Here is a 21427-nt window from a genome sequence, read left to right as displayed (position 1 = left end):
ATTTCCGGCCATCGTGAAGCCGGCGATCTTCTCGGGGACGTTGTCCATGTCGGGGATGTAGGCCGAGGTGGAGGCACCGACGAACACACCCGTCGAACTGCCCTTGAGGGACTGCGGGTTCATCCCCGCACGCTCCAGGACCTCCCAGGACGCCTCCAGCAGCAACCGCTGCTGCGGATCCATCGCCAGCGCCTCACGCGGAGAGATCCCGAAGAACTCCGCGTCGAAGCCCGCCACATCGTCCATGAAGCCGCCGCGCCGGACATAGGACGTGCCGGTGTGCTCGGGGTCCGGGTGGAAGACGTCCTCCGGCCAGCCGCGGTCGCCGGGGATGTCGGTGATGGCGTCGACGCCCGCCGCGACCAGGTCCCACAACTCCTCCGGGGAGCGCACCCCGCCGGGGAAGCGGCAGGCCATCCCGACGACCGCGATGGGCTCCGTCATGCTGGACTCGACCTCGTGCAGACGCCGACGCGTCTTGTGCAGGTCCGCAGTCACACGCCGAAGGTATTCAACGGTCTTCTGCTCGTCCGCCATGGAGATCAGTCCAGCCTTTCGAAAGATCCTGAGAAATCGGTGCCCGGGTTCGGTGTTCGGCCGCGTGGATGCGGTGGCAGGAGAGCGCGTCTACATCGCCAGCACCCGTTTCGCGAGGGTGCCGAGGATCCGTACGCCGTCCTGGGTGAGCACCGATTCGGCGTGGAACTGGATGGATGCGAAGTGCGGGCCCAGCAGGGCGTGCACCTCGCCGGTGGCGCTGTCGCGGCCGATCTCCACGACGCCGATACCGGGGCAGTCGCCCTTGTCGTCGTCGCTGAGGGCGGTGAAGCTGTTGTAGAAGCCGACGCGTTCGGTGCGACCGAACAGGTCGATCTCCTTCTGGACGCCTTGGTTGAGCACGGTGCACGGGGCGAGCGGCAGGCCGAGTTCGCGGCTGAGCACCTGGTGGCTCAGGCAGACGGCGAGGAAGGGGCGCCGTGCGGCGAGCAGCGTGCGTACGGCCGAGCGCAGGTGGGCGATCTTGGGGTCGTGGTCGTCCCGGGGGTCGCCCGGGCCGGGGCCCATCACGACGAGGTCGAAGCCCTCGAAGTCGTAGGGCTCGTCGAACCGGCGCACGGTGACGGCCAGTCCGATCGACCTGAGCTGGAGATTGATCATCTCGGTGAAGGTGTCCTCGGCGTCGATGACGAGAACGCGGCGGCCGTCGAGCTGGGGGTCGGGGCGGTCGTGATCCCGGTTGTCGGCCTGCCAGAAGGCGGCGATGGTTCCGCCGCGGTCGGCGAGGCCGCCGGCGATCTCGGGGTGTTCGGCGAAGCTCCGGGCGGTGTCGGTCATCAGCGCGGACAGCAGTCCGGAGGCCTTGGCCCAGGTCTCGGCGACTTCGGCGGCCGGATCGGAGTGGCGTACGAGGGTCGCGCCGGTGCCGATGGAGACCCGGCCGGTGCGGTCGATGTCCGCGGTGCGGATGAGGATGGCCGAGTCGAGGGAGGGGTTGCCCCGGTGGTCGTGGCCGATGAGGGCGGCGACGCCGCTGTAATAGCCGCGGCCCTCGGGTTCGTGACGGCGGATCACGCGGCAGGCGCTCTCCAGGGGGCTGCCGGTGACGGTCGGGGCGAACATGGTCTCGCGCAGGATGTCCCGCGGGTCCCGGTCGCTGCGGCCCTGGATGAAGTACTCGGTGTGTGCGAGCCGCGCCATCTCGCGCAGGTGGGGGCCCGAGACGCGGCCGCCGGTGGTGCAGATGCGGGCCATCATCTTGAGTTCCTCGTCGAGGACCATGTGGAGCTCGTCGGTCTCCTTGCGGTCGGCGATGAACTCCTTGATTCCTTCGAGCGTGGGTCCGGCCGCCGGGTAGCGGTAGGTGCCGCTGATGGGGTTCATGACCGCGACGCCGTCGTCGAGCGTGACGTGGCGTTCGGGGGTGGCGCCGACGAAGGTGCGCTCGCCGGTGTGCGCGACGAACGTCCAGTAGGCGCCGGTCTCGCTCTGGAGCAGTCGGCGGAAGAGGACGAGGGCGGTGGCGGGCTCGTAGTCGGTGATGTCGGCGACGAAGGAGCGCCGGATGACGAAGTTGGCGCCCTCGCCCTCGCCGATCTCGGTGTCGATGATCGTGCGGACGATCTCGGCGTAGGCGGTGTCGTCGGTGTCGAAGTGGCCGCCGGTGACCTGGATGGGCCGGTCCGGGACGTGGTCGAGGAAGGTGCCGACGGGGAGGGCCGCCTGATCGGTGACGTGCAGGGCGACGAGGGGCGCTCCGTCGTCGACGCACTCGTAGCCGCGTTCGGCGATCTGCCGGTAGGGGATCAGCACGAACAGGTCGCTGGTGGCCGTGCCGGGAGTGGCCGGAGCGCCCGGGGTGGGGAGCTCGGCCAGGGTGGCGGGGGTGGAGACCTCGCCGAGCAGCAGGTCGAGACGGTCGTGGCCGGACGCGTCGGGGCGGTGCAGCAGGACGAAGGCCGGCTGCTCGGCGCCGAGCAGCCGGCGCAGCAGCTCCTCGGCGGGCTCGGTACCGGGGTGGGTGCCGTGGGGGGAGTTCGTCACCGGTCGCTCCCCCTGTCGGCGCGGCCGGTGTGGCCGACGAGTGTGCCGCCGAGTTCGGCCAGGAGGTCGTCGGTGGTGCGGACCATGGCGCAGCGTCCGGCCGCGTAGTGCAGGGCCTGCCGGTGGTGTTCGGCGGAGAAGTCGGCGACGGCGTCGGCGACGAGGAAGGTCTGGACGTCGTGCGAGTACGCCTCGATGGCGGTGACGAGGACTCCGACGTGGGCGTACACGCCGCACAGCACGAGCTGGTCGCGCCCCTCGGCGCGCAGGCGTTCGAGGAGTTCGGAGCGGAAGAAGGCGCTGTAGCGCCACTTGACGAGGCTCCAGTCGCCGTCGGCCGGCGCGAGCCGCTCGTCGACCTGCCGGTCCTCGGGGCGTACGGTCATGCCCGGGCCCCAGAAGTCCTTCAGCAGGCCGCGTTCCTGTTCGGTCATGCCGCCCGGCTGGGCGGTGTAGGCGACCGGAACGCCGAGCTGGGCGCAACTCCGGCGCAGGCGGGCGGCGTTGGCGAGGAGGGTCTCGCGGCAGCCGCCTTCGGGGAAGGCCCGCAGGAAATAGCGCTGCATGTCGTGGACGAGCAGTACGGCCCGGGCGGGGTCCACGGTCCAGTGCGCGGTGTTGGCGGGCAGCTGGTCGGCGGTCGGCATCGGGTAGTCGGTGATGGGGGGTATCCCTGGCATCGTCTTCCTCGGCTGGTGGGTCGGGCGCGGTGTGGTGCTACGCGGTCCAGGAGGTGGCGACGGACACGGCCTGTTCGGGGTTGAGCCGTGGATCGCACAGAGTCGTGTACTTCTCCGCGACCCGGTCCTCGCAGTCGGCGCTGCCCACGCACTCGGTGACCGTGTCGGGGGTGACCTCCAGGTGCAGACCGCCGGCCACACCGCCGGCGGAGCGCACGGCACACTGGAAGTGCTCGGCCTCCCACAGCACGGTGTCGAGGTGGCGGGTCTTGAGTCCGGCGGGTGTGGTGACGGTGTTGCCGTGCATCGGGTCGGAGAGCCAGATCACGGGGTGGCCGGCGGCATGCACGGCCTTGACCAGAGGGGGCAGCCGGTCGGCGACGGCGGGAGCGCCCATTCGGGAGATGAGGGTGAGCCTGCCGGGTTCCCGGTGCGGGTCGAGTACGGCACACAGGTGCAGCAGGCTGTCCTCGGTCGTGCCGGGTCCGACCTTGCAGGCGACCGGGTTGGCCACGGAGGCGAGCAGGGCGACGTGGGCGCCGTCCGGCTGGCGCGTACGTTCGCCGACCCAGGGCCAGTGGGTGGAGGCGAGGTAGAGCCTGCCGTCGACGTCGTGGCGCAGCAGGGGCGTCTCGTAGTCGAGGACGAGGGCCTCGTGGCTGGTGAAGACGCGGGGTGCGCGCGACCAGTGCCGGTCGGTGCCGGTCCAGCCGAGGTGGCCGGCGACCTCGGCGGCGGCACGGTAGCAGTCGAGCATGCGCCACGGGTCCGGCTGACGCAGCCGCGGGTCGGGTTCGGGGCTGTTGACCATGTGGCCGCGGTAGACGGGCAGTTCGCGTCCACCGACGGTCTCGGTCGGCCGGGAGCGGGGTTTGGCGTACTGGCCGCCGATGCGTCCGACGCGGACCACGGGCCGGTGGGTGTTCATCTGCATGGTGGCGGCGAGCAGGTCGAGCAGTCCGCTCTTGCGGGCCACGTAGTCGGCGGTGGACTCGTCGGGGTCCTCGGCGCAGTCGCCCGCCTGAATGACGTGGGCGGCGCCGGCCGCCACGTCGACCAGGAGCGAGCGCAGTGCCGCCGTGTCCTCAGCGGTGACGATGCCCGGTCGGGCGGCGAGTTGCGAGCGGATATGGGCGAGGTCGGCGTGGTTCTGCCAGTCGGGTTGATGCCCTGCCCTTTTCCCTGCTGACTGCTTCTCCCCGGAGAGGGGAGAGGAGTCGGTCAGCCACTGCATGTCAATTGTCTCCTTGCGCGGTACGCAGATGAACCTGCCGGAATACGCGAAGTTGATCCGTGGGATTCAGCCCTTGCGGCACGAAGGGGACGACGGACCGGGGGGCGCGGGCCCTATGGTGGGCCTGTGGTGACGGGCCGGGAAACCCCTAACATGCGCGTCCGGGCGCAAGTGGCCGGTGATCGGGGTGATCCCAACACCCCTACCCGGGTGGGCCGGTTCGGCGGTGACTCGGACGGCCGTGCGGGGATAGGGGCCGGTAGGGGGTGACGTCCGTGAACGGCCGCACCTAATCTGCTCAGGCGTGCCGACGCTCATTCGGAAGAGCGATCGCGAAATTCCCGACCACCCGTTTGGCGCTTTTCCCGCTGCCCCGCCCGGGCTCCGGCGAATTGCCACTCTTCACGATGAGGTTCCCCTCGCCCATGGATTTCGGAGTCTCTTTCGAGCAGCAGAAACGCTGCGACACCATTTTCGAGGAAGCGCGTGCCCGCTGGGACCGAGGGCCGGTGAACCCGGACGATCCCGACGTCATGCGCGCGGCGTTCCGGGAGGCCGGCCGGCTGGGGCTGACCGGGCTGTGTCTGCCACGCGATGTGGGCGGCGGCGGTCTGGGCGCGCTGGACACGGCGCTGTGCCTGGAGGCGTTCGGCCGTGGCTGCGCGGACCTGGGTCTGGCGTTCGCGGTGGCGGCGCATCTGCTGGCCTGTGCGGTGCCGGTGCGGGACTTCGGGTCGGAGAAGGCGCGCAGTGAGTTGCTGGCCGGGCTGGCGTCAGGGGAGCTGATCGCTTCGAACGCGATGACGGAGGACGAGGCCGGTTCGGACGTGGGCGCGCTGCGCACGACCGCGCGGCGGGTTGGCTCCGGGTTCGTCCTGGACGGGCGCAAGTCGTGGGCCAGCAACGCACCGGTCGCCGATGTGATCGTCACCTACGCGGTGACCGACCCGGATGCAGGCTTCCTCGGGCTGTCGGCGTTCGCGCTGCCGAGTCGGCTGCCGGGGACGGTCCTGGGCTCTCCGCTGCCGAAGATGGGGCTGACGGGCTGTCTGGCCGGTCGGGTGGACTTCGCGGAGTGCGTGGTTCCCGAGGAGTACCTGCTGGGCGAGGAGGGGCAGGGATCGGCCGTCTTCCAGCACTCCATGGTGTGGGAGCGGGCCTGTCTGTTCGGGATCTATCTCGGGATGATGGAGCGCCAGCTGGGGCAGGTCGTTCAACACGTCTCGCAGCGGCGGCAGTTCGGACAGCGTATCGGCGAGTTCCAGGCCGTGTCGCACACGGTCGCCGCGATGCGGCAGCGGCTCGACAGCGCCCGGCTGCTGCTCCATCGGGCGTGCTGGCTGATGGACGAGGGCCGGGACCATGTGGCCGCGGTCGCCATGTCGAAGATCGCGGTCTCCGAGGCTGCCGTGCACAACTCCACCGACGCGGTCCAGTTGTTCGGCGGCCGCGGGTATCTGGCCGGCGGTGCCGAGGAGCAGTTGCGCGACTCGGTGCCCAGCACGCTGTTCTCCGGCACCACGGAGATCCAGCGTGAGCTGATCGCTAAGGATCTGGGACTGTGACTCTTCATCGACTGGTGGCCGACGCGGCGAAGGTGCACGGCGGGCGTACGGCGCTCGTGGCCGCGGACGGGGAACTGACGTACGCGGAGCTGGACTCCGCCGCCGACCGGCTGGCCCGTGGGCTGCGAGCACTCGGCGTGACCCGGGGCGACCGGGTGGTGATCTGGGGCGAGAAGTCGATCGCGGTGATCACCGCGATGCAGGCGGTGCTGCGGCTCGGCGCCGCCTACGTGCCCGCGGACGGCTCGGCGCCCGGCCACCGGGTGGCGGTGCTGGCCCGCGACTGCGCGGCCCGGGTGGTGCTGACCACCGGCGAACGCGCTGCCCCGTTGGGCGAGTTGCTCGCCGACGAGGTCACCGTGGCAGAGCTGGCGGCAACGCGGGAGCAGGGCACGGACGAGCCGCAGGACGCGCGGATCGACGAGCCGGCCGATCCTGACGATCTCGCCTACATCCTGTACACCTCCGGTTCGACGGGCGCTCCGAAGGGCGTGTGCATCAGCCATCGCAACGCCCTGTCGTTCGTGGAGTGGGCGGTCCGGGAACTCGCCCCCGGGCCCGGGGACCGGTTCGCCAACCACGCGCCGCTCAACTTCGACCTGTCGGTTCTCGACCTGTACGCGGCCTTCTCCGTGGGCGCGTCCGTCCATCTGATAGCCGCCGAACTCGCTTATGCACCAGCCCAGTTGGTTGACTTCCTGCACGAGCAGCGGATTACCGTCTGGTACTCGGTGCCGTCCGCGCTGACGCTGATGATGCGCGAGGGCGGCCTGTTGGAACGACAGCCTCCGCAGGGGCTGCGTGCTGTGCTCTTCGCCGGCGAGCCGTTCCCCATCGCCCAGGTGCGCGCGCTGGCCGACTGGACGCCGGCCCGGCTGCTGAACCTGTACGGCCCCACCGAGACGAACGTCTGCACCTTCCACGAGGTCCGGCCGCAGGACCTGGAGCGCGACCGGCCGGTGCCGATCGGCGTCGCCTGCTCCGGTGACCGCGTCTGGGCCCGGCGGTCCGACGGCGAGGTCTGCGGCCCGGGCGAGGAGGGCGAGCTGGTCGCCGACGGCCCGACGGTGATGCTCGGCTACTGGGGCCGTGAGCCGCACCGGGGGCCGTACCCGACCGGTGACGTGGTGCGGGTACTTGAGCCCGGACTGTTCGACTACGTCGGCCGACGCGACCACATGGTGAAGGTACGCGGTCACCGCATCGAACTCGGTGACGTGGAAGCGTCGTTGACCGCGCACCCCGCGGTCGCCGAAGCCGTGGCGCTCGTCGTGGGCAGCGGCATCGAGGCCCGCCTGGTGGCCTTCGTCGTGCCCGCCAAGGGCGAGGACGTCGGCGTGCTGGAGCTGCGTCGGCACTGCGCCGAGCACCTGCCGCGCTACATGGTCGCCGACGAGTTCCGTACCACCCCCGAGCTGCCGCGCACCCGCAACGGCAAGGCCGATCGCGCCGCACTGGCGGCCGTACTGCAGTGACCTCGCACCGCATCGGAAGGAATGTCAGATGACCGACGCCACCGGGACCGACGAGGTCACCCGGACCATCACCGAGTTCATCCGGGAGCGTTTCCTGGACGGTGACCCGAAGGGCGAGCTGGAGATGGACACCCCGCTGCTCTCCTGGGGGGTCCTCAACTCCCTCAACACCGTGCTGCTCCTCAACCACATCCATGACGAGCTGGGTGTCAAGGTCCCACCGTCGCGCATCAGCGCGCGGGACCTGAAGAGCGTACGCACCATCGCCTCGGTCGTCCGCGAACTCGCGGCCCGCCCCGGCGCCTGACCACCACCCGTCCACCCCGGCACGACCATGAGGAGCGAACGATGACCGAGACCACGCCGACCGCCGAGGACGAGAAGGTCGCCGACTACCTCGACAACCACCGTCCCACCGCCCGCCCGGTGAAGAAGGACACCGGGGTCTCCCCGCGCATGAAGGAACTCGACTTCCTGCTCGGCAGGATGACCGTCTCCTTCGACACCGGTGTGAAGATGGAGGCGCTGACCCAGCCGATCATGGGCGGGCACTACTACCAGATGGACCTGAAGTCCACCTACGCGGACGGCTCGCCGAAGCTCGAAGGCAAGTGGATCATCGGCTGGAGCGAGGTCGACCAGCACTTCGAGTCGTACTACGTGGACACCCTGGGCACGCTCGGCGTCTCCACGTCGACCGGCTGGCAGGGCGACCACCTGGAGTTCATCGGCGAGCACGTGCTGGGCGAGGTGGGCGTGCGCACCCGCTCGAAGGACTCCTACGTCCCCATCGACGAGCGCCACTTCAAGTTGGAGGCGTACGTCGAGGTAAACGGCGAGTGGAAGCTGTACGACATCCAGGACTGCCACCTGACGCCGCTCGCGGAGCTTTGAGCGGGCCCTACCGCACCCCTATACCGACCCCGACGGCCCCCGGCCGGTGCCGCCCGATGCCGCGGTACCGGCCGGGGGCCGTCCTGTTCTGAGGAGCCCAGCGCCCCATGGCGGACGAAGAGAAGCTTCAGAGGTATCTCCGGAAGGCGACGGCCGAGCTGCGGCAGGCGCGCGGACGGCTGGCGGCCGAGGAGGCGAAGAACCACGAGCCGGTGGCGATCATCGGAATCGGCTGCCGGTTCCCGGGCGGCGTGCGTTCGCCGGAGGACCTGTGGCGGCTGGTCGACAGTGGCGAGGACGTGATCTCCGGGCTCCCGGAGAACCGCGGCTGGAACCTGGCCGATGCCATGCCGGACCTGCGCGGCGGGTTCCTGCACGACGCCGACGAGTTCGACGCCGAGTTCTTCGGCATGGAGGCGGCCGAGGCCCTGGCCACGGACCCGCAGCAGCGGCTGCTGCTGGAGACCGCCTGGGAGGCCTTCGAGCGGGCCGGGATCGACCCGACATCCGCCAAGGAGACCCGTACGGCGGTGTACGCGGGCCTCCAGTTCGCGGGCTACCCGCTGCTCCTGCGCGAGCCCCCCGGCCCGGACATCCAGGACTATCTCGGCTTCGGCAACTCGGTGGGCGCCGGCTCGGGCCGCGTCGCCTATCTGATGGGGCTGCTGGGCGCGGCCGTCACCGTGGACACCCAGTGCACGTCCTCTCTGGTCGCGGTACATCTGGCGTGCAAAGCGCTGCGCAACGGCGAGTGCACGCTGGCGCTGGCCGGCGGGGCCGCGGTGATGTCGCTGCCGACCACACTGCTGGAGTTCCGCCGTACCGGGAAGCTCTCCTCGGACGGCCGTTCCCGGTCGTTCGCGGCGGCCGCCGACGGGGTGAGCCTGTCGGAGGGCGCGGGGATGCTGCTGCTGGAGCGGCTGTCGGACGCGCGGCGCAACGGTCATCCGGTGCTCGCCGTCGTCCGGGGCTCGGCGATCAACCAGGACGGCGCCACCAACGGCATGTCCGCCCCGCGCGGCCAGGCACAGGAGCGGGTCATCCGCCAGGCGCTGGCCGACGCCCGGCTGTCCGCCGAGAGCGTCGACGTGGTCGAGGGCCACGGGGTCGGCGCGACCCTCGGCGACGGTGTCGAGGCCAGTTCCATCATCACGGTCTACGGCAGCGAGCACTCCCCCGAGCGCCCGGTGGTGCTGGGCTCGGTGAAGTCCAACATCGGCCACACGCAGACGGTCGGGGCGATCGCCGGCATCACCAAGCTGGTGATGGCGCTGCGCCATGAGCGGGTCCCGGCGACGCTGCATGTGGACGCGCCGACCACGCACGCCGACTGGTCGTCCGGCACGGTCGAGCTGGCCACCACAGCCCGTGCCTGGCCGGCCGACGAGCGAGTGCGTCGGGCCGCCGTGTCGTGCCTGACCCTGAGCGGGACCAACGCCCACCTGATCCTTGAGGAGCCGCCCGCCGAGCAGAGCGCCGAGCCGGTCCCCTCCCCCGCCGCGCCGGTGGCCTGGCCGCTGTCCGCACGCACGCCGGCGGCACTGCGCGAGCTGGCGGCCCGGCTGCGCGGGGCGGTCACCGAGGCCGACCCCCGGGACACGGCCGCCGCCCTGGTGCGCGGCCGCCCCGCCTTCCGGCACCGGGCCGTCGTCGTCGGCGCCGAGCGCGAGGAGCTGCTGGCAGGCCTCGACGCGCTGGCGACCGGGCGCGCCGACGCCGGTGTGGTGCACAGCGCCGCGGACCCGCGCGGCCACACGGCGGTGCTGTTCGGCGCCGGTTCCCCGGCGCGTCCCGGCGACGCGCTGGGGCTGTACGAGGCGTTCCCGCCGTTCGCCCACGCGCTGGACGAGGTCTGTCAGCGGCTCGGGGAGTCGGTGCGCGCCGCGTTGCTCGACGGCACGCGGTCCTTCGCCTCCCCTGCCGCGGCCCGCCTCGCCGGGTTCGCTCTCCAGATGGCCCTGCACCGGCTGCTGACGGCCTTCGGGGTGGTTCCCCGGCAGGTGGCCGGGGACGGCCTCGGCGAGGTCGCCGCAGCGCACGCCTCTGGAGCGCTCGGCCTGGACGACGCCTGCGTCCTGGCCACGGCCCTGGCCGGGAAGGCCGACGAGGAGCCCGGCACGGGTCTCGCGTCGGTGTGGGTGCGGGCGGACGAGGAGGAGCTGCGCGCGGAACTGGCACCGGCCGGGGACGGTGTGGTCGTCGCCGCGGTGGACGAGCCCGGCGCCACGGTCCTCACCGGGCCGGCGGACGCCGTCGCCGCACTCGCCGAACACTGGCGTGCCCGGGGCCGCGAGGTCCGCGCGCTGGACGGGCCCCGCGTCGTGCGGACTGTGGACTCCGCCGCTCTGCGGCGCGCGGTCGCGGGGCTGTCGGCGCACGAGCCGGACGTGCCGCTGGTCCTCGGAGGCATGGGACGGGCTGTCACTGCGGAGGAGTTGACGGACGGTGAGTTCTGGGCAGGGCGCGTGGCGCTGCCCGGCCGTCTCCTCGACACCGTGCGGCACCTGCTCGCCCGGGGGGTGACCCGGTTCGTCGACCTCGATCCGGGGGCCGCGCTCGCCCCCCTTGTCGCCCGCGCCGCCGCCGGCCAGGGCGAGCCGGGGCGCACCCTGCTGCCCGTGGGCCTGCTGGCCGGGGCCGACGGGCCGGAGGACGGGCCGCGGGCGCTGCTGTCGGCCCTGGCCGCGCTGTACGCCGACGGTGTCACCGTGGACTGGGAACCGGCCCTCGAAGGCCACCACGCCCGGCGGGTGGACCTGCCGACCTACCCCTTCCAGCGCAGCCGCCACTGGCTGGTGCCGCCCGACGGTGCCGCTCCCCGGCCGCTGCCGGGGGCCGCGGCCCATCCGCTGCTGGGGGCCCCGATCGAGCTGGCCGGCACGGACGAGCGCCGGTTCGGCGGACGGATCGCCGCCGGCACCCCGGCGGGGACCGCGCTGCCGCGCGTGCACGGCGTCGCGCTGCTCTCCCCCGCCGCCCTCGTCGACTGGGCACTGGCGGCGGCCCGGCACGGCCGGGCCCGGCAGGACGCCCCGGTCACCCTGAGCGCGGTGCGGCTGCACGGCGTATCGGAACTGCCCGTCGACGGGCCGCTCGCCGTCCAGACGATCAGCACCGAGGAAGAGGGCGGCGAGCAGGTACGAGGCTTCGTGCGCGCGGACGCCGCGTGGCACCTGTCGTTCACCGCGCTGGTGGGCGGCCCCGACGCGGTGCCTGCCGACGGCCACGCACTGGTGGGCGGCCCCGACGCAGTACCCGCCGACGGCCACGCACTGACGGACCGCTCCGAAGCGGTACCCGCCAACAGCCATGAGCGGCCCGGGGAAGCGGACGCCGAGCAGTGGCACGGGCGGCTGTGGCGGCTGGGGGTAGCGCAGGAGCGGGCTGCGGGCCGGGTCACCGCGTTGTACACCGGCCCCGGACGCGCCGAAGCGGTGGTGCGGCACACGGCGGACGTCACCGGTCCTTGGCAGCTGCCTCCCGCCCTTCTGGAGACGGTCCTGCGTATCGCCGCGTCGGCCGCCGAGGACGATCCCGCGCCGGTGCTGCGCACGGTCGCCGCGATCGGCCGGATCACCGTGTACGGCTCACTGCCCGCCGTCTTCCGGGTGCGGGCACAGCGCGGCCCCGAGGACTCGCTCACGCTCGATGTCACCTCCGAGCAGGGCGAGTTGCTGCTGGTGGCCGAGGGGGTGCGCCTGCGACCGGTCGACGAGGAGCGGTCGCCGACGGCGGCCGCGGGACTGCTGGCGCACGAACTGCACTGGCAGCCCCTCGCGGGTGCGCTGCGTACCGCCGTGCCCGGCGCGCGCGAGGGCTGCTGGCTGATCCACGGCGCCGACACCGCCGCCGCGGAGCAGTGGCGTGAACAGCTCGCGCTGGCCGGGGTCCCCGCCCTGGTCCTGGTGCCCGCGGCCGAGTCGGCCGGTGACGGTGACGGAGTGCTGCCGCTGGACACGGCGGAGGACGACGCGTTCGAGCGGGTCCGCAAGGAACTCGCCGGGCGCGGCACCACGGTCGCCGGGCTGCTGCTGCACGACAGCGCCACGGCCGCGTCGCAGGTGGTCCGCGGCTTCCTGCGGGCCTGTCCGGCGGAGCGGCCGACGGTCGTGCTCTGTTCCGGCAGGTCCGCCCCGCACGCCGGGCTCGTCTCCGCGCTGGCGCGTACGGCCGCCTGGGAGCACCCGGAGCTCCCCTGCGTCTCCGTCGAAGCGGCCGACGGCGCGCTGCCGGACGCGGCCGAACTGCTAGGCCGGGTGGAGCAGTTGGGTGGATCGGGTCGGCTGTCGTGGCGGGGCGGACGCTGGTACGAGGCGCGGCTGCGGGGGCGGCCGCTCGGCGCCGGTGCCGACGGGCCCGCGCTCCGCCGGGACGCCGCCTACCTCGTCGTCGGGAACGGCCCCGAGGCGGTCGCTGCGGCCGACTGGCTCACCACGCGCGGAGCCGGCTCGCTCGTCCGGGTCGCCGACGACCCGGCAGAGGTCGCCTCGGCGCTGAGTGCCGAGGCGTCCGTACGGGGCGTGGTGCACCTGGCGTCCGAGGTACCCGGGCGGACGCTCGCCGACTGGGACGGGCCCGGGTTCGAGCAGGCGCTGGAGCGGGTCGTGGCCGTACCCCGGCTGCTCGACGAACGGGCCGACGGCCTCGACTTCCTGCTCCTGTGCTCCCCACTCGCCACCCTGCCGGGACGGGCCGGTGCGGCGGTGGCGACAGCGGCGGCCGAATACGCCGACGCGCTGGCGCGCAGGCGGCGCAGTGCCGGTGTCGCGGCGCTGAGCCTGGCCTGCGGGCCGTGGCGGGAGGCGGTGGGCACCGGCATCGCGGAGCTTGCGGCCGCGGGCCTGCACCCCGTTCCGGTCGGCGAGCTGCTGGACGCCGTATGGGCCGCACCGGACCTGTCCGGGGGGCCTGTCGCGGTGGGCCGGGCGGACTGGACCCGCTATCGCGGCGGCACCGAACGGGCCGTTCCCTACCTGCCGTTGGAGGAGTCGGCAACGGACATCGGCGCACAGACGGTCGGCTTCGGCCAGGGGAACATGAACACCGACTGACCGGCCCGCCGGCAACGCAACCGGCCGCCCGCTCGACGCGGGCGGCCGGTTTCCTGTCGTCGACCGGTTGTCAGACGCCGAGGGTGGCGCCCCCGTCGACGGTGAGGTTCTGAAGCGTGACATGCCCGGCCGCGTCGGAGAGCAGGAAGACCACCGCGGCCGCGATGTCCTGGGGGCGGGCGATCTTCAGCAGCGGGATGCCCACTTTGTACGCGGGAAGGGAACCGTCGATGGCGTTCTGCACGCCGTCGGCGCCGGCCCACAGCGTGCGCAGCATGTCGGTGTCGGTGGAGCCGGGGCTGACCACGTTGCAGCGCACCCCGTGCCTGCCGACCTCCAGACCGAGGCACTTGGTGAACGCGATCGCCGCGGCCTTGGACGACGCGTAGGCGGCCATGTGGGTGCGGGCCGTGCCGGCCGCGTTGGAGGCGATGGTGACGATGGCGCCCGAGGCACGCGCGACCATGCCCCCCACGACGGCCTGCGACATCAGGAAGACGCCGGTGGAGTTCACCGCGAAGGTGTCGTTCCAGTCGGCGGCCGTGATGGCGTCGACGCCTGCGGGACGCAGCACTCCGGCCGCGTTGACGAGGTGGTCGACCGGGCCGAGTCGCCGCTCGATCCCGGCGACGGTCTCACCCACCTGACCGGGGTCGGTGACGTCCGCCGGGAAGGCGTGGACGGTGAGCCCGTCGGCGTCCAACTCCTTGGCCAGGGCCTCCAACCCGTCCGCCGTGACGTCGACGGCCGCGACCGCCGCGCCCTGCTCGGCGAGCGCGCGAACCACCGCCGCCCCTATGCCTCCGGCTGCGCCGGTGACGACTGCGACCTTCCCTTGCATGTGCGGACTCCTCGCGTGGGTTGGGGGCCTCGGCGCAGACGCCGAGTGCCTGCGCGGCCGTCGGACCGGCGAACGCGCAGACGGTTCCGTCCAGCTTCGCGAGCGCGGGGGCGCCGCCGGTACCCGTAGCCACCCCTAGAAGCGGCCCGACGGCCGGGTCCGGCCCCGGTTTCACGGGCCGGGAGGTCTTAGGGGGCGGGTAGGGGCTGACACCCCGTGGCGGCCGTCCATAGCATCGCCGGGCCGTCGCCCTGCACCGATGAAGTCCCACGTCGACGGCTTCTCCCACTTCCGGGCCCTGTCCAATCGGAGGGAACTGATGAGCACCGATTCCGGCAACGGAAAGCAATCCGACGACATGATGGAGCCCATCGCCGTCGTGGGTGTGGGATGCCGCTTCCCCGGCCGGATCAGAAGCCTCGACGCGTTCGGACGGCTGCTGACCGAGGCGACGGACACGTTCTCGGACGTACCCGCGGACCGGTGGGGGCCCGAGCACGCCGAGCGGGCGGGCCTGCCCGGAGGCATCTCCAACGGCCGGGGAGCCTTCCTCGACGACATCGACCGCTTCGACGCCCACTACTTCGGGATCAGCCCGCGTGAGGCGGACCTGCTCGATCCCCAGCAGCGCCTCGTGCTGGAGGTCGCCTGGGAGGCGATGGCGGACTCCGGACGCACACGCGAGGAGTGGCGCGGCACCCGGACCTCCGTCGTCCTCGGGCTGCTGGCCCGTGACTACGAGCTGCTGCACGCACGGACCCTCGGCATCGACGACATCGGGCGGCACCACGTCAGCGGCCTGGAGGCGAGCTTCGCGGCCGGCCGGCTCGCGTACTCCTTCGACCTCAACGGGCCCGTGAGCACGGTCAATTCGGCGTGCTCTTCCTCGCTGCTCGCCGTGCACCAGGCGTGCCAGAGCCTGCGTGCCGACGAATGCGACACGGCCGTGGCGGGCGGTGTCAGCCTGCTCATCACCCCGGACATCAGCGTCTTCCTCAGCCAGGTCGGGGCGATCTCGCCGACCGGGCGCTGCCGTCCGTTCGACGCGGACGCCGACGGAATCGTGCGTGGCGAGGGCGCGGGCGTCGTGGTCCTCAAGCGACTGTCCGACGCGCTGGCCGACAGGGACCGCATCCACGCGGTGATCCGCGGTTCGGCCACCAACAACGACGGCACCAGCCTCGGCCTGACGGTCCCCAACGCCGTGGCCCAGGCCGAGCTGCTGCGCACGGCGCTGCGCCGCTCGGGTCTCACCGCCACCGATGTCGACTACGTCGAGGCGCACGGTACCGGCACGGCCATCGGCGACGTCATCGAGGTCGACGCGATCGGCTCGGTGTACGGCGAGGGGCGCGACGCGGACAACCCGCTGCTGGTCGGCTCGCACAAGGCGCTGCTCGGGCACATGGACGCGGCGGCGGGCATCGGCGGCCTGCTGAAGTCGGTGTGGGTGGTCAACTCGGGCACGGTGGCGCGGCAGCCGTACGTGGAACGGCTCAATCCGCGTGTCGACTGGCGCGACGGCGCGCTCACCGTGCCGGCCGAGAACACCCCGCTCGCTCCGGCGGACCGGCCGGTCCGGGCCGGCGTCAGCGCGTTCGGGCTCAGCGGCACCAACGTGCACGTCGTCCTGGAGGCGCCGCCCGCGTCCGGGCCGACGCCCCCCGAGCGGCCCGCCGGCCGCCCCTACACGCTGACCGCCTCTGCGTCCACGGCCGCAGGGTTGGACGAACAGGTCGCGCTGCTGAGGGAGTTGGTGGGCGACACCGACGAGTCGGACCTCGCCGACCTCGCGGCCTCGACCACCACGCGCAGCACCCACGAGGCGCACCGCCACGTCGTGGTCGCCGAGGACCGCGAGGAGATGCTGCGCGTACTCGGGTCCCCGGGTGAGGGCGCCTTCTCGGGCCATGTCCCGGATCCCGAGAGCGCGCCCGGGCCGGTGTTCGTCTTTTCCGGTCACGGCACCGGGCTGCCGGGTCGTGTCATGGACCTCTACGACGATGCCGTGGAGGTCCGTGAGGTCCTGGACGAGCTCACGGAACTGATCCAGGCCGAGGCCGGCTGGTCACTGCTGGAAGCGCTGCGCGCGGACGAGCCGTCGCCGCGGCTGCCCGTGGCCTTCGCCGTGCAGGTCGCCGCGGCCCGCTGGCTCACCTCCCGGGGCGTCGTCCCGGCGGCGGTCGTCGGTGAGGGGCCGGGCGAGGTTGCCGCCGCCCATGTGGCCGGTGCGCTGACCCTGGAGGACGCCGCCACCGTCGTCCTGCGCCTGGCCGCCGCGCTCGACGAAGTCGCCGGTCGCAGCGCGCGGTTCGCGGTGTCCGGTGCGCAGGACACCGTCACCGAGGTCCTGGCGTCGGTCGGCGCGGCGGTCTCCGTGGTCGCCGTCGACGGGCCGGAGTCACTGGTCGTCGCCGGGCCTCCCGAGGAGACCGAGCGGGCCGCGGAGGCGCTGAGGGCGCGCGGGCTGGCGTGCCGTGTGCCGGCCGGGGGCGTGGCAGCCTACGGTCCGCTCGCGGCGGGCCTCGTGCCGCGTCTGGAGGGCGAGCTGGCCTCGATCACCCCGGTGCCGCCCGGCGTGCGGATGTCGTCGACGGTCGACGTCGGCAGCGACTCCCCGCTGCTCGACGCGGCCTACTGGGCCCGGGCGCTGACCGCGCCCGTACGCCTGTGGCCCGCCCTCGACGCGCTGCTGGCCGAGGAGGACCGCCCGCTCGTGGAGATCGGCCCGGAGCCCGTCCTGACGGCGGCGCTCACCGAGGCGCAGCGGCTGCGCGACCGGCAGGCACCGGCCCTGGCACTGCTCGACGAGGACACTCCCGGAGTGCTCGGCGCGCACCGGGCTCTGGCCCGGCTGCACACCGCGGGCGTCCCGGTGGCCTGGTCCGCGGTCACCGGACGGCCGAGCCGGTACCGTACGCTGCCCGTCCCGTCCTGGGGCGGCGGACGCTACTGGCTGCCCGGCGTGCAACGCGGTGCCCAGGGCGTCACCGACCCGGCCCGTACCGCGCCCGCCGGCGGCGCGGCGCCCGCCCGGATCCGGCTCTCGCTGCTGGACGAGCAGGGGCAGGTGACGTCCGAGATGTACGCCGTGCCCGACGGGGCCCCCGCCCCGGCGCCCGCCCCGGCCGTCGCCTCCGCGACGCCGGCGCCCGTTCCGGCCCGTGCGGCCGCCTCCGGTGCCGATGTCGGGCGGCTCGGTGAGCTGGTCACCGAGACCGTCCGCGAGCTGCTGGGCCTGGGCCCGGACCAGCCGGTGGCCCGTCGGCGCGGTCTCTTCGAGCAGGGGCTCGACTCTGCCACCGCCGTGGCGCTGCGCACCCGGCTGGGCGAGCAACTGGGCCTCTCCCTGCCGACGACCGTCATCTTCGAGCATCCGACGGTCATCGGGCTGGCGGAACATCTGGCGGGGATGCTGCCCCGGCAGTCGGACGCGAGTGCGCCGCCGGCCGCGGCCGTGGCCGACCCGGTCCACGCCCCGGCCGTGACCGCCGTGGCCGACCCCGCCCCGGCCCCCTACGATCACAGCGCGACCGACGGCATCGCCGTCATCGGCATGAGCTGCAGGCTGCCCGGCGCGTCCTCACCACAGGAGTTCTGGGAGCTGCTGCACTCGGGCAAGGGCGTCCACGGCGACTTCCCCGCGGACCGACTGCGCGACCCCGTCTGGGCCGAACTCGACAACGTAGCCGCCCTCCCCGGCTCCTACCTCGACGACATCGCCGCCTTCGACGCGGCGTTCTTCCGCATCTCCCCGCGCGAGGCCAAACTACTCGACCCGCAGCAGCGGCTGTTCCTCGAAGGCGCCTGGGAGGCCCTGGAGCACGCCGGCTGCCCGGCGGACGCCCTCCAGGGCCGGCCGGTGGGCGTGTATGCGGGTCTGTCCATGGCCGACTACCAGTATCTGGTCGCCCGCGACATGGACAGCGAGAGTCTGAACCTCTACCACGGCACCGGAACGTCGTTCGCCGCGCTGGCCGGCCGGCTGTCGTACATCCTCGGTCTGCGCGGTCCCAGCATGACCGTGGACACCGCGTGCTCCTCAGCCCTGACCGCCGTACACCTGGCCTGCCAGGCACTGCGCACCGGCGACTGCGAGGTCGCCGTGGTCGGCGGGGCCAGCGCCATCGTCGCGCCGAGCCCGCTGCTGGCCTCCATGGCGGGCAGCAACGCCCTCTCCGCGGACGGCCGGTGCAAGACGTTCGACGAGAGCGCCGACGGGTTCGCCTGCGGTGAAGGGGCCGTGGTCCTCGTGCTCAAGCCGCTGTCGGCGGCCGTACGCGACGGCGACGAGGTGCACGCCGTGCTGCGCGCCAGCAGCGTCAATCAGGACGGCGCCTCCGGTGGCCTCACCGTGCCCAACCCGGTGGCGCAGGTCGAGGTGGTCCGCAAGGCCGTCGAGCGGGCCGGCTGGGCGCCCCACGAGGTCGACTACGTGGAGACGCACGGCACCGGCACGCCGCTGGGCGACCCGATCGAGGTGTCCGCGCTGGCCGAGTCCCTCGGCGCGGGACGCACCCCGGAACACCCGCTGCTCATCGGCTCGGCCAAGGCCAACGTCGGTCATCTGGGCGCGGCGGCGGGCGCGGTGGGCCTGCTGAAGGTCGTACTCGCCCTGCGCAACGGCGAGTTGCCCCCGCATCTGGTGGAGAAGCCGTCGACCCGCATCGACTGGGACCGGCTGCCCGTCGCCCTGGTGCACGAGCCGCGGCCCTGGCCCGAGCACACCCGGCCCGCGCGGGCCGGCGTGAGCGCGTTCGGATTCAGCGGCAGTAACGCCCACGTCCTGGTCGAGCAGTACCGGGGCGCGGTACAGCCGCCGGTGGCAGCGGACGGCGAGGAGCAGGAGCGGGTGCTGGTGGTCAGCGCCGCGACGCCGTCCGCGCTGCGGGCCGTGGCGCTGCGCACCGCCGAACGGCTGGACACCCTGCCCGGGCGGCTGGACGACCTGGTCTTCACCGCCACTCATCGGCGGGCCTGGCTGGAACACCGCCTCGCCGTGGTGGGCTCCGACGCCCCGTCGCTCGCCGCCGCGCTGGAGGAGGCCGCCTTCGGCGAGGCCTCTTCCGCCACGCGCACCGGCCAGGCCGAGCGGGGGGCGCGGGCGACGGTGGCGCTGCGCTACGCCGACCGCCTGCCCACCCCGGCGACGCTGGAGCGTTGGGCGGCCGCGTCCCCGGCGTACCGCAGGACCCTGGACGAGTACACGCGCCTGCTCGGCACGCTCGACGTGCCCCGAACGGAAGCGCTCGAAGGGCCTGCGCTGATGTTCTGTCATCAGGCTGCCGCGACCGAGGCCTTGCGCGCGTACGGCGTGACGGTCGACGACGCGGAGGGGGAGGGCGTCGGCGCGGTCACCGCCGCCTGGGTCTCGGGCCGGCTGACGTCCGCGGACGCGCTGCGCCGCTGTCTCGGCGGCGACCTCGACCTGGGACCGCGGGAGGAACGCACCGGGTGGTGCGACCTCACCGTGGACGTCCTGGGCGAGGACTCCACGCCCGGGCTTCTGGCGGCCGAGCTGTTCGTCGCCGGTCACCGCCCGCCCGCGCCGGCCTCGGCGGCCCGCCCGCCCGCCGAGCTGCCGACCTACCCCTGGGAGCACCAGGACTACTGGTACCGGGACTTCCCGGTCCCGCGCTCCACCGCCTGGACGGTCTCCGCCGACACGGAGACCGGTCTGCGTACCCGCGCGGCTGAACTGGCTTCCTTCATAAGGGAGTCAGGTGCCGATTCCGTCGCGGTGGGCCGCGCGCTGTCGGCCGACCCGGCACGCAGGCACCGGCTGGCGATCGTCGGAAAGGACGACTCGGCCCTGCTGGCCTCGCTCGACCACATGGCGGCTTCGGGCTCGGCCACGGGCTCCGCCGTCTCGGGGCAGGCCGCCTCCGACCGTGCGCGGGTGGCGCTGGTGTTCCCCGGCCAGGGCTGGCAGTGGCTGGGCATGGGGCGTGAACTCCTGGCCGATTCAACGGTGTTCGCCGATGTCGTCGGCCGGGTCTCGGACATCGTGGAGGAGTTGGCGGGCTGGTCGCTGCTGGACGTGCTCACCGGAGCGCCGGAGGCCGCGGACGTCGCGCGGGTGGACGTCGTCCAGCCGCTCATGTTCAGCGTGATGGTCGGCCTGGCCCGCGTCTGGGAGGCAGCGGGTCTGGTCCCCGACGCGGTCGTGGGTCACTCGCAGGGCGAGATCGCCGCGGCCTGTGTGGCCGGAATCCTGTCGCTGGAGGACGCGGTACGTGTCGTGGTGTCCCGGTCCGCGGCGATCGTGGCGATCGCCGGTGGTGGCGCCATGCTCTCCGTCGCCGCGTCCGTCACCACCACCGAGGAGGTGCTGGAGAAGTGGGCCGGCCGCCTCTGGGTCGCCGCGGTCAACGGACCGTCCTCCACCGTGGTCGCCGGTGACGTCGAGGCGGCGCTGGAGTTCATGGCGGCCGGTGACGAACGCGGGCTGCGTGTGCGGCGCATCCCGGTGGACTACGCCTCGCACTCCCCGCACGTGGAGGCGGTGCGCGAGCAGATCCTGGACGGGCTCACCGGTCTCTCCCCGTCGGCGGGCCGCATTCCGATGTACTCGACGGTGACCGGCGAGGTCGCGGACGGCACGCGGATGGACGCCGCGTACTGGTACCGCAACCTGCGGGAACCGGTGCGGTTCCAGGATGCCACGCGGGCGCTGCTGGACGACGGCACCGGTGTGTTCATCGAGTCCAGCGCCCATCCGGTGCTGGTGATGGGCATCGGGGAGAGCGCGGAGGCGCACGGGCACGAGGTGACGGTCACCGGTTCGCTGCGGCGCGACGACGGCGGGATGGAGCGGCTGCAGACCAGCGCAGCCCAGGTCTGGGCCGCCGGCGTCGACCTCGATTGGGGCACGCTGCTGCCGCCCGCCGACACCACCGTCGTACTCCCGTCCGACGACGGCGGGGACGGCGCGGGCGACGGCGTCGTCGCCGACCCGGAGCAGGAGCGCTTCTGGCGTCTCGTGGAGCGGGAGGACTCGGAGGAACTCGCCGGGCTGCTGGGGCTGGCCGACGCGCACGAGCGGAACGCGATCAGCGACGCGCTGCCCGTCATCTCGCAGTGGTGGCGTACGCGGCGGGAGTACGCGGCGGTGAACGACTGGCGGTATCAGATCACTTGGCAGGA

General features: G+C 73.0%; 11 protein-coding genes. 6 read left to right on the top strand and 5 right to left on the bottom strand.

From position 1 onward, the window contains the following. The 4 genes from ICC28_RS39360 to ICC28_RS39345 form a co-directional block, all read right to left on the bottom strand. Nucleotides 1-537, bottom strand: a 537-nt coding sequence (locus ICC28_RS39360) for a beta-ketoacyl synthase N-terminal-like domain-containing protein (RefSeq protein WP_188293679.1), incomplete at its 3' end; no start/stop codon positions are given. Between the two features lie 90 nt (nt 538-627). Continuing rightward, the gene (locus ICC28_RS39355) at nt 628-2541 is read right to left on the bottom strand and encodes an anthranilate synthase family protein (protein WP_188293678.1); all 1914 of its coding nucleotides are present in this window, start codon (nt 2539-2541) and stop codon (nt 628-630) included. Then, nucleotides 2538-3221, bottom strand: a complete 684-nt coding sequence (locus ICC28_RS39350) for an isochorismatase family protein (protein ID WP_188293677.1) — start codon at nt 3219-3221, stop codon at nt 2538-2540. The genes ICC28_RS39355 and ICC28_RS39350 overlap by 4 nt, the downstream gene beginning before the upstream one ends. A gap of 37 nt (nt 3222-3258) precedes the next feature. Next, nucleotides 3259-4455 (bottom strand): 3-deoxy-7-phosphoheptulonate synthase, encoded by a 1197-nt coding sequence (locus ICC28_RS39345; RefSeq protein WP_188293676.1) that lies wholly within the window; start codon nt 4453-4455, stop codon nt 3259-3261. Nucleotides 4456-4880: 425 nt separating this feature from the next. On the opposite strand from ICC28_RS39345, the gene ICC28_RS39340 reads away from it, so the two are divergent. The 5 genes from ICC28_RS39340 (at nt 4881) to ICC28_RS39320 (ending at nt 13440) form a co-directional block, all read left to right on the top strand. Further along, the gene (locus tag ICC28_RS39340; protein ID WP_188293675.1) at nt 4881-6020 is read left to right on the top strand and encodes an acyl-CoA dehydrogenase family protein; all 1140 of its coding nucleotides are present in this window, start codon (nt 4881-4883) and stop codon (nt 6018-6020) included. Continuing rightward, nucleotides 6017-7495: an amino acid adenylation domain-containing protein gene (locus ICC28_RS39335; protein WP_188293674.1), complete on the top strand. Its 1479-nt coding sequence runs from the start codon at nt 6017-6019 to the stop codon at nt 7493-7495. Before ICC28_RS39340 ends, ICC28_RS39335 begins: the two co-directional genes overlap by 4 nt. Nucleotides 7496-7523: 28 nt before the next feature. Continuing rightward, nucleotides 7524-7802, top strand: a complete 279-nt coding sequence (locus ICC28_RS39330) for an acyl carrier protein (protein WP_188293673.1) — start codon at nt 7524-7526, stop codon at nt 7800-7802. A 41-nt stretch (nt 7803-7843) separates the two neighbouring features. After that, the gene (locus tag ICC28_RS39325) at nt 7844-8389 is read left to right on the top strand and encodes a DUF1579 family protein (protein WP_188293672.1); all 546 of its coding nucleotides are present in this window, start codon (nt 7844-7846) and stop codon (nt 8387-8389) included. Between the two features lie 107 nt (nt 8390-8496). Further along, nucleotides 8497-13440 (top strand): type I polyketide synthase, encoded by a 4944-nt coding sequence (locus ICC28_RS39320; RefSeq protein ID WP_188293671.1) that lies wholly within the window; start codon nt 8497-8499, stop codon nt 13438-13440. A gap of 70 nt (nt 13441-13510) precedes the next feature. Here the strand turns inward: ICC28_RS39320 and ICC28_RS39315 are convergent, their stop codons facing one another. Next, nucleotides 13511-14281 (bottom strand): 2,3-dihydro-2,3-dihydroxybenzoate dehydrogenase, encoded by a 771-nt coding sequence (locus ICC28_RS39315; protein WP_188293670.1) that lies wholly within the window; start codon nt 14279-14281, stop codon nt 13511-13513. 319 nt (nt 14282-14600) lie between these two features. Between ICC28_RS39315 and ICC28_RS39310 the strand changes: the two genes are divergently transcribed. After that, nucleotides 14601-21427, top strand: a 6827-nt coding sequence (locus ICC28_RS39310) for a type I polyketide synthase (RefSeq protein WP_188293669.1), incomplete at its 3' end; no start/stop codon positions are given.

The sequence above is a fragment of the Streptomyces sp. TRM68416 genome (assembly GCF_014596915.1).
Taxonomy (GTDB): domain Bacteria; phylum Actinomycetota; class Actinomycetes; order Streptomycetales; family Streptomycetaceae; genus Streptomyces.
Note: the sequence above shows the minus strand (reverse complement) of the source record. Positions and strands in the feature narration are given on the sequence as shown.

Coding starts and splice junctions, on each gene's coding strand:
- ICC28_RS39350 (WP_188293677.1), bottom strand. CDS start 3,221: ATGCCAGGGATACCCCCCATCACCGACTACCCGATGCCGACCGCCGAC.
- ICC28_RS39345 (WP_188293676.1), bottom strand. CDS start 4,455: ATGCAGTGGCTGACCGACTCCTCTCCCCTCTCCGGGGAGAAGCAGTCA.
- ICC28_RS39340 (WP_188293675.1), top strand. CDS start 4,881: ATGGATTTCGGAGTCTCTTTCGAGCAGCAGAAACGCTGCGACACCATT.
- ICC28_RS39330 (WP_188293673.1), top strand. CDS start 7,524: ATGACCGACGCCACCGGGACCGACGAGGTCACCCGGACCATCACCGAG.
- ICC28_RS39325 (WP_188293672.1), top strand. CDS start 7,844: ATGACCGAGACCACGCCGACCGCCGAGGACGAGAAGGTCGCCGACTAC.
- ICC28_RS39320 (WP_188293671.1), top strand. CDS start 8,497: ATGGCGGACGAAGAGAAGCTTCAGAGGTATCTCCGGAAGGCGACGGCC.
- ICC28_RS39315 (WP_188293670.1), bottom strand. CDS start 14,281: ATGCAAGGGAAGGTCGCAGTCGTCACCGGCGCAGCCGGAGGCATAGGG.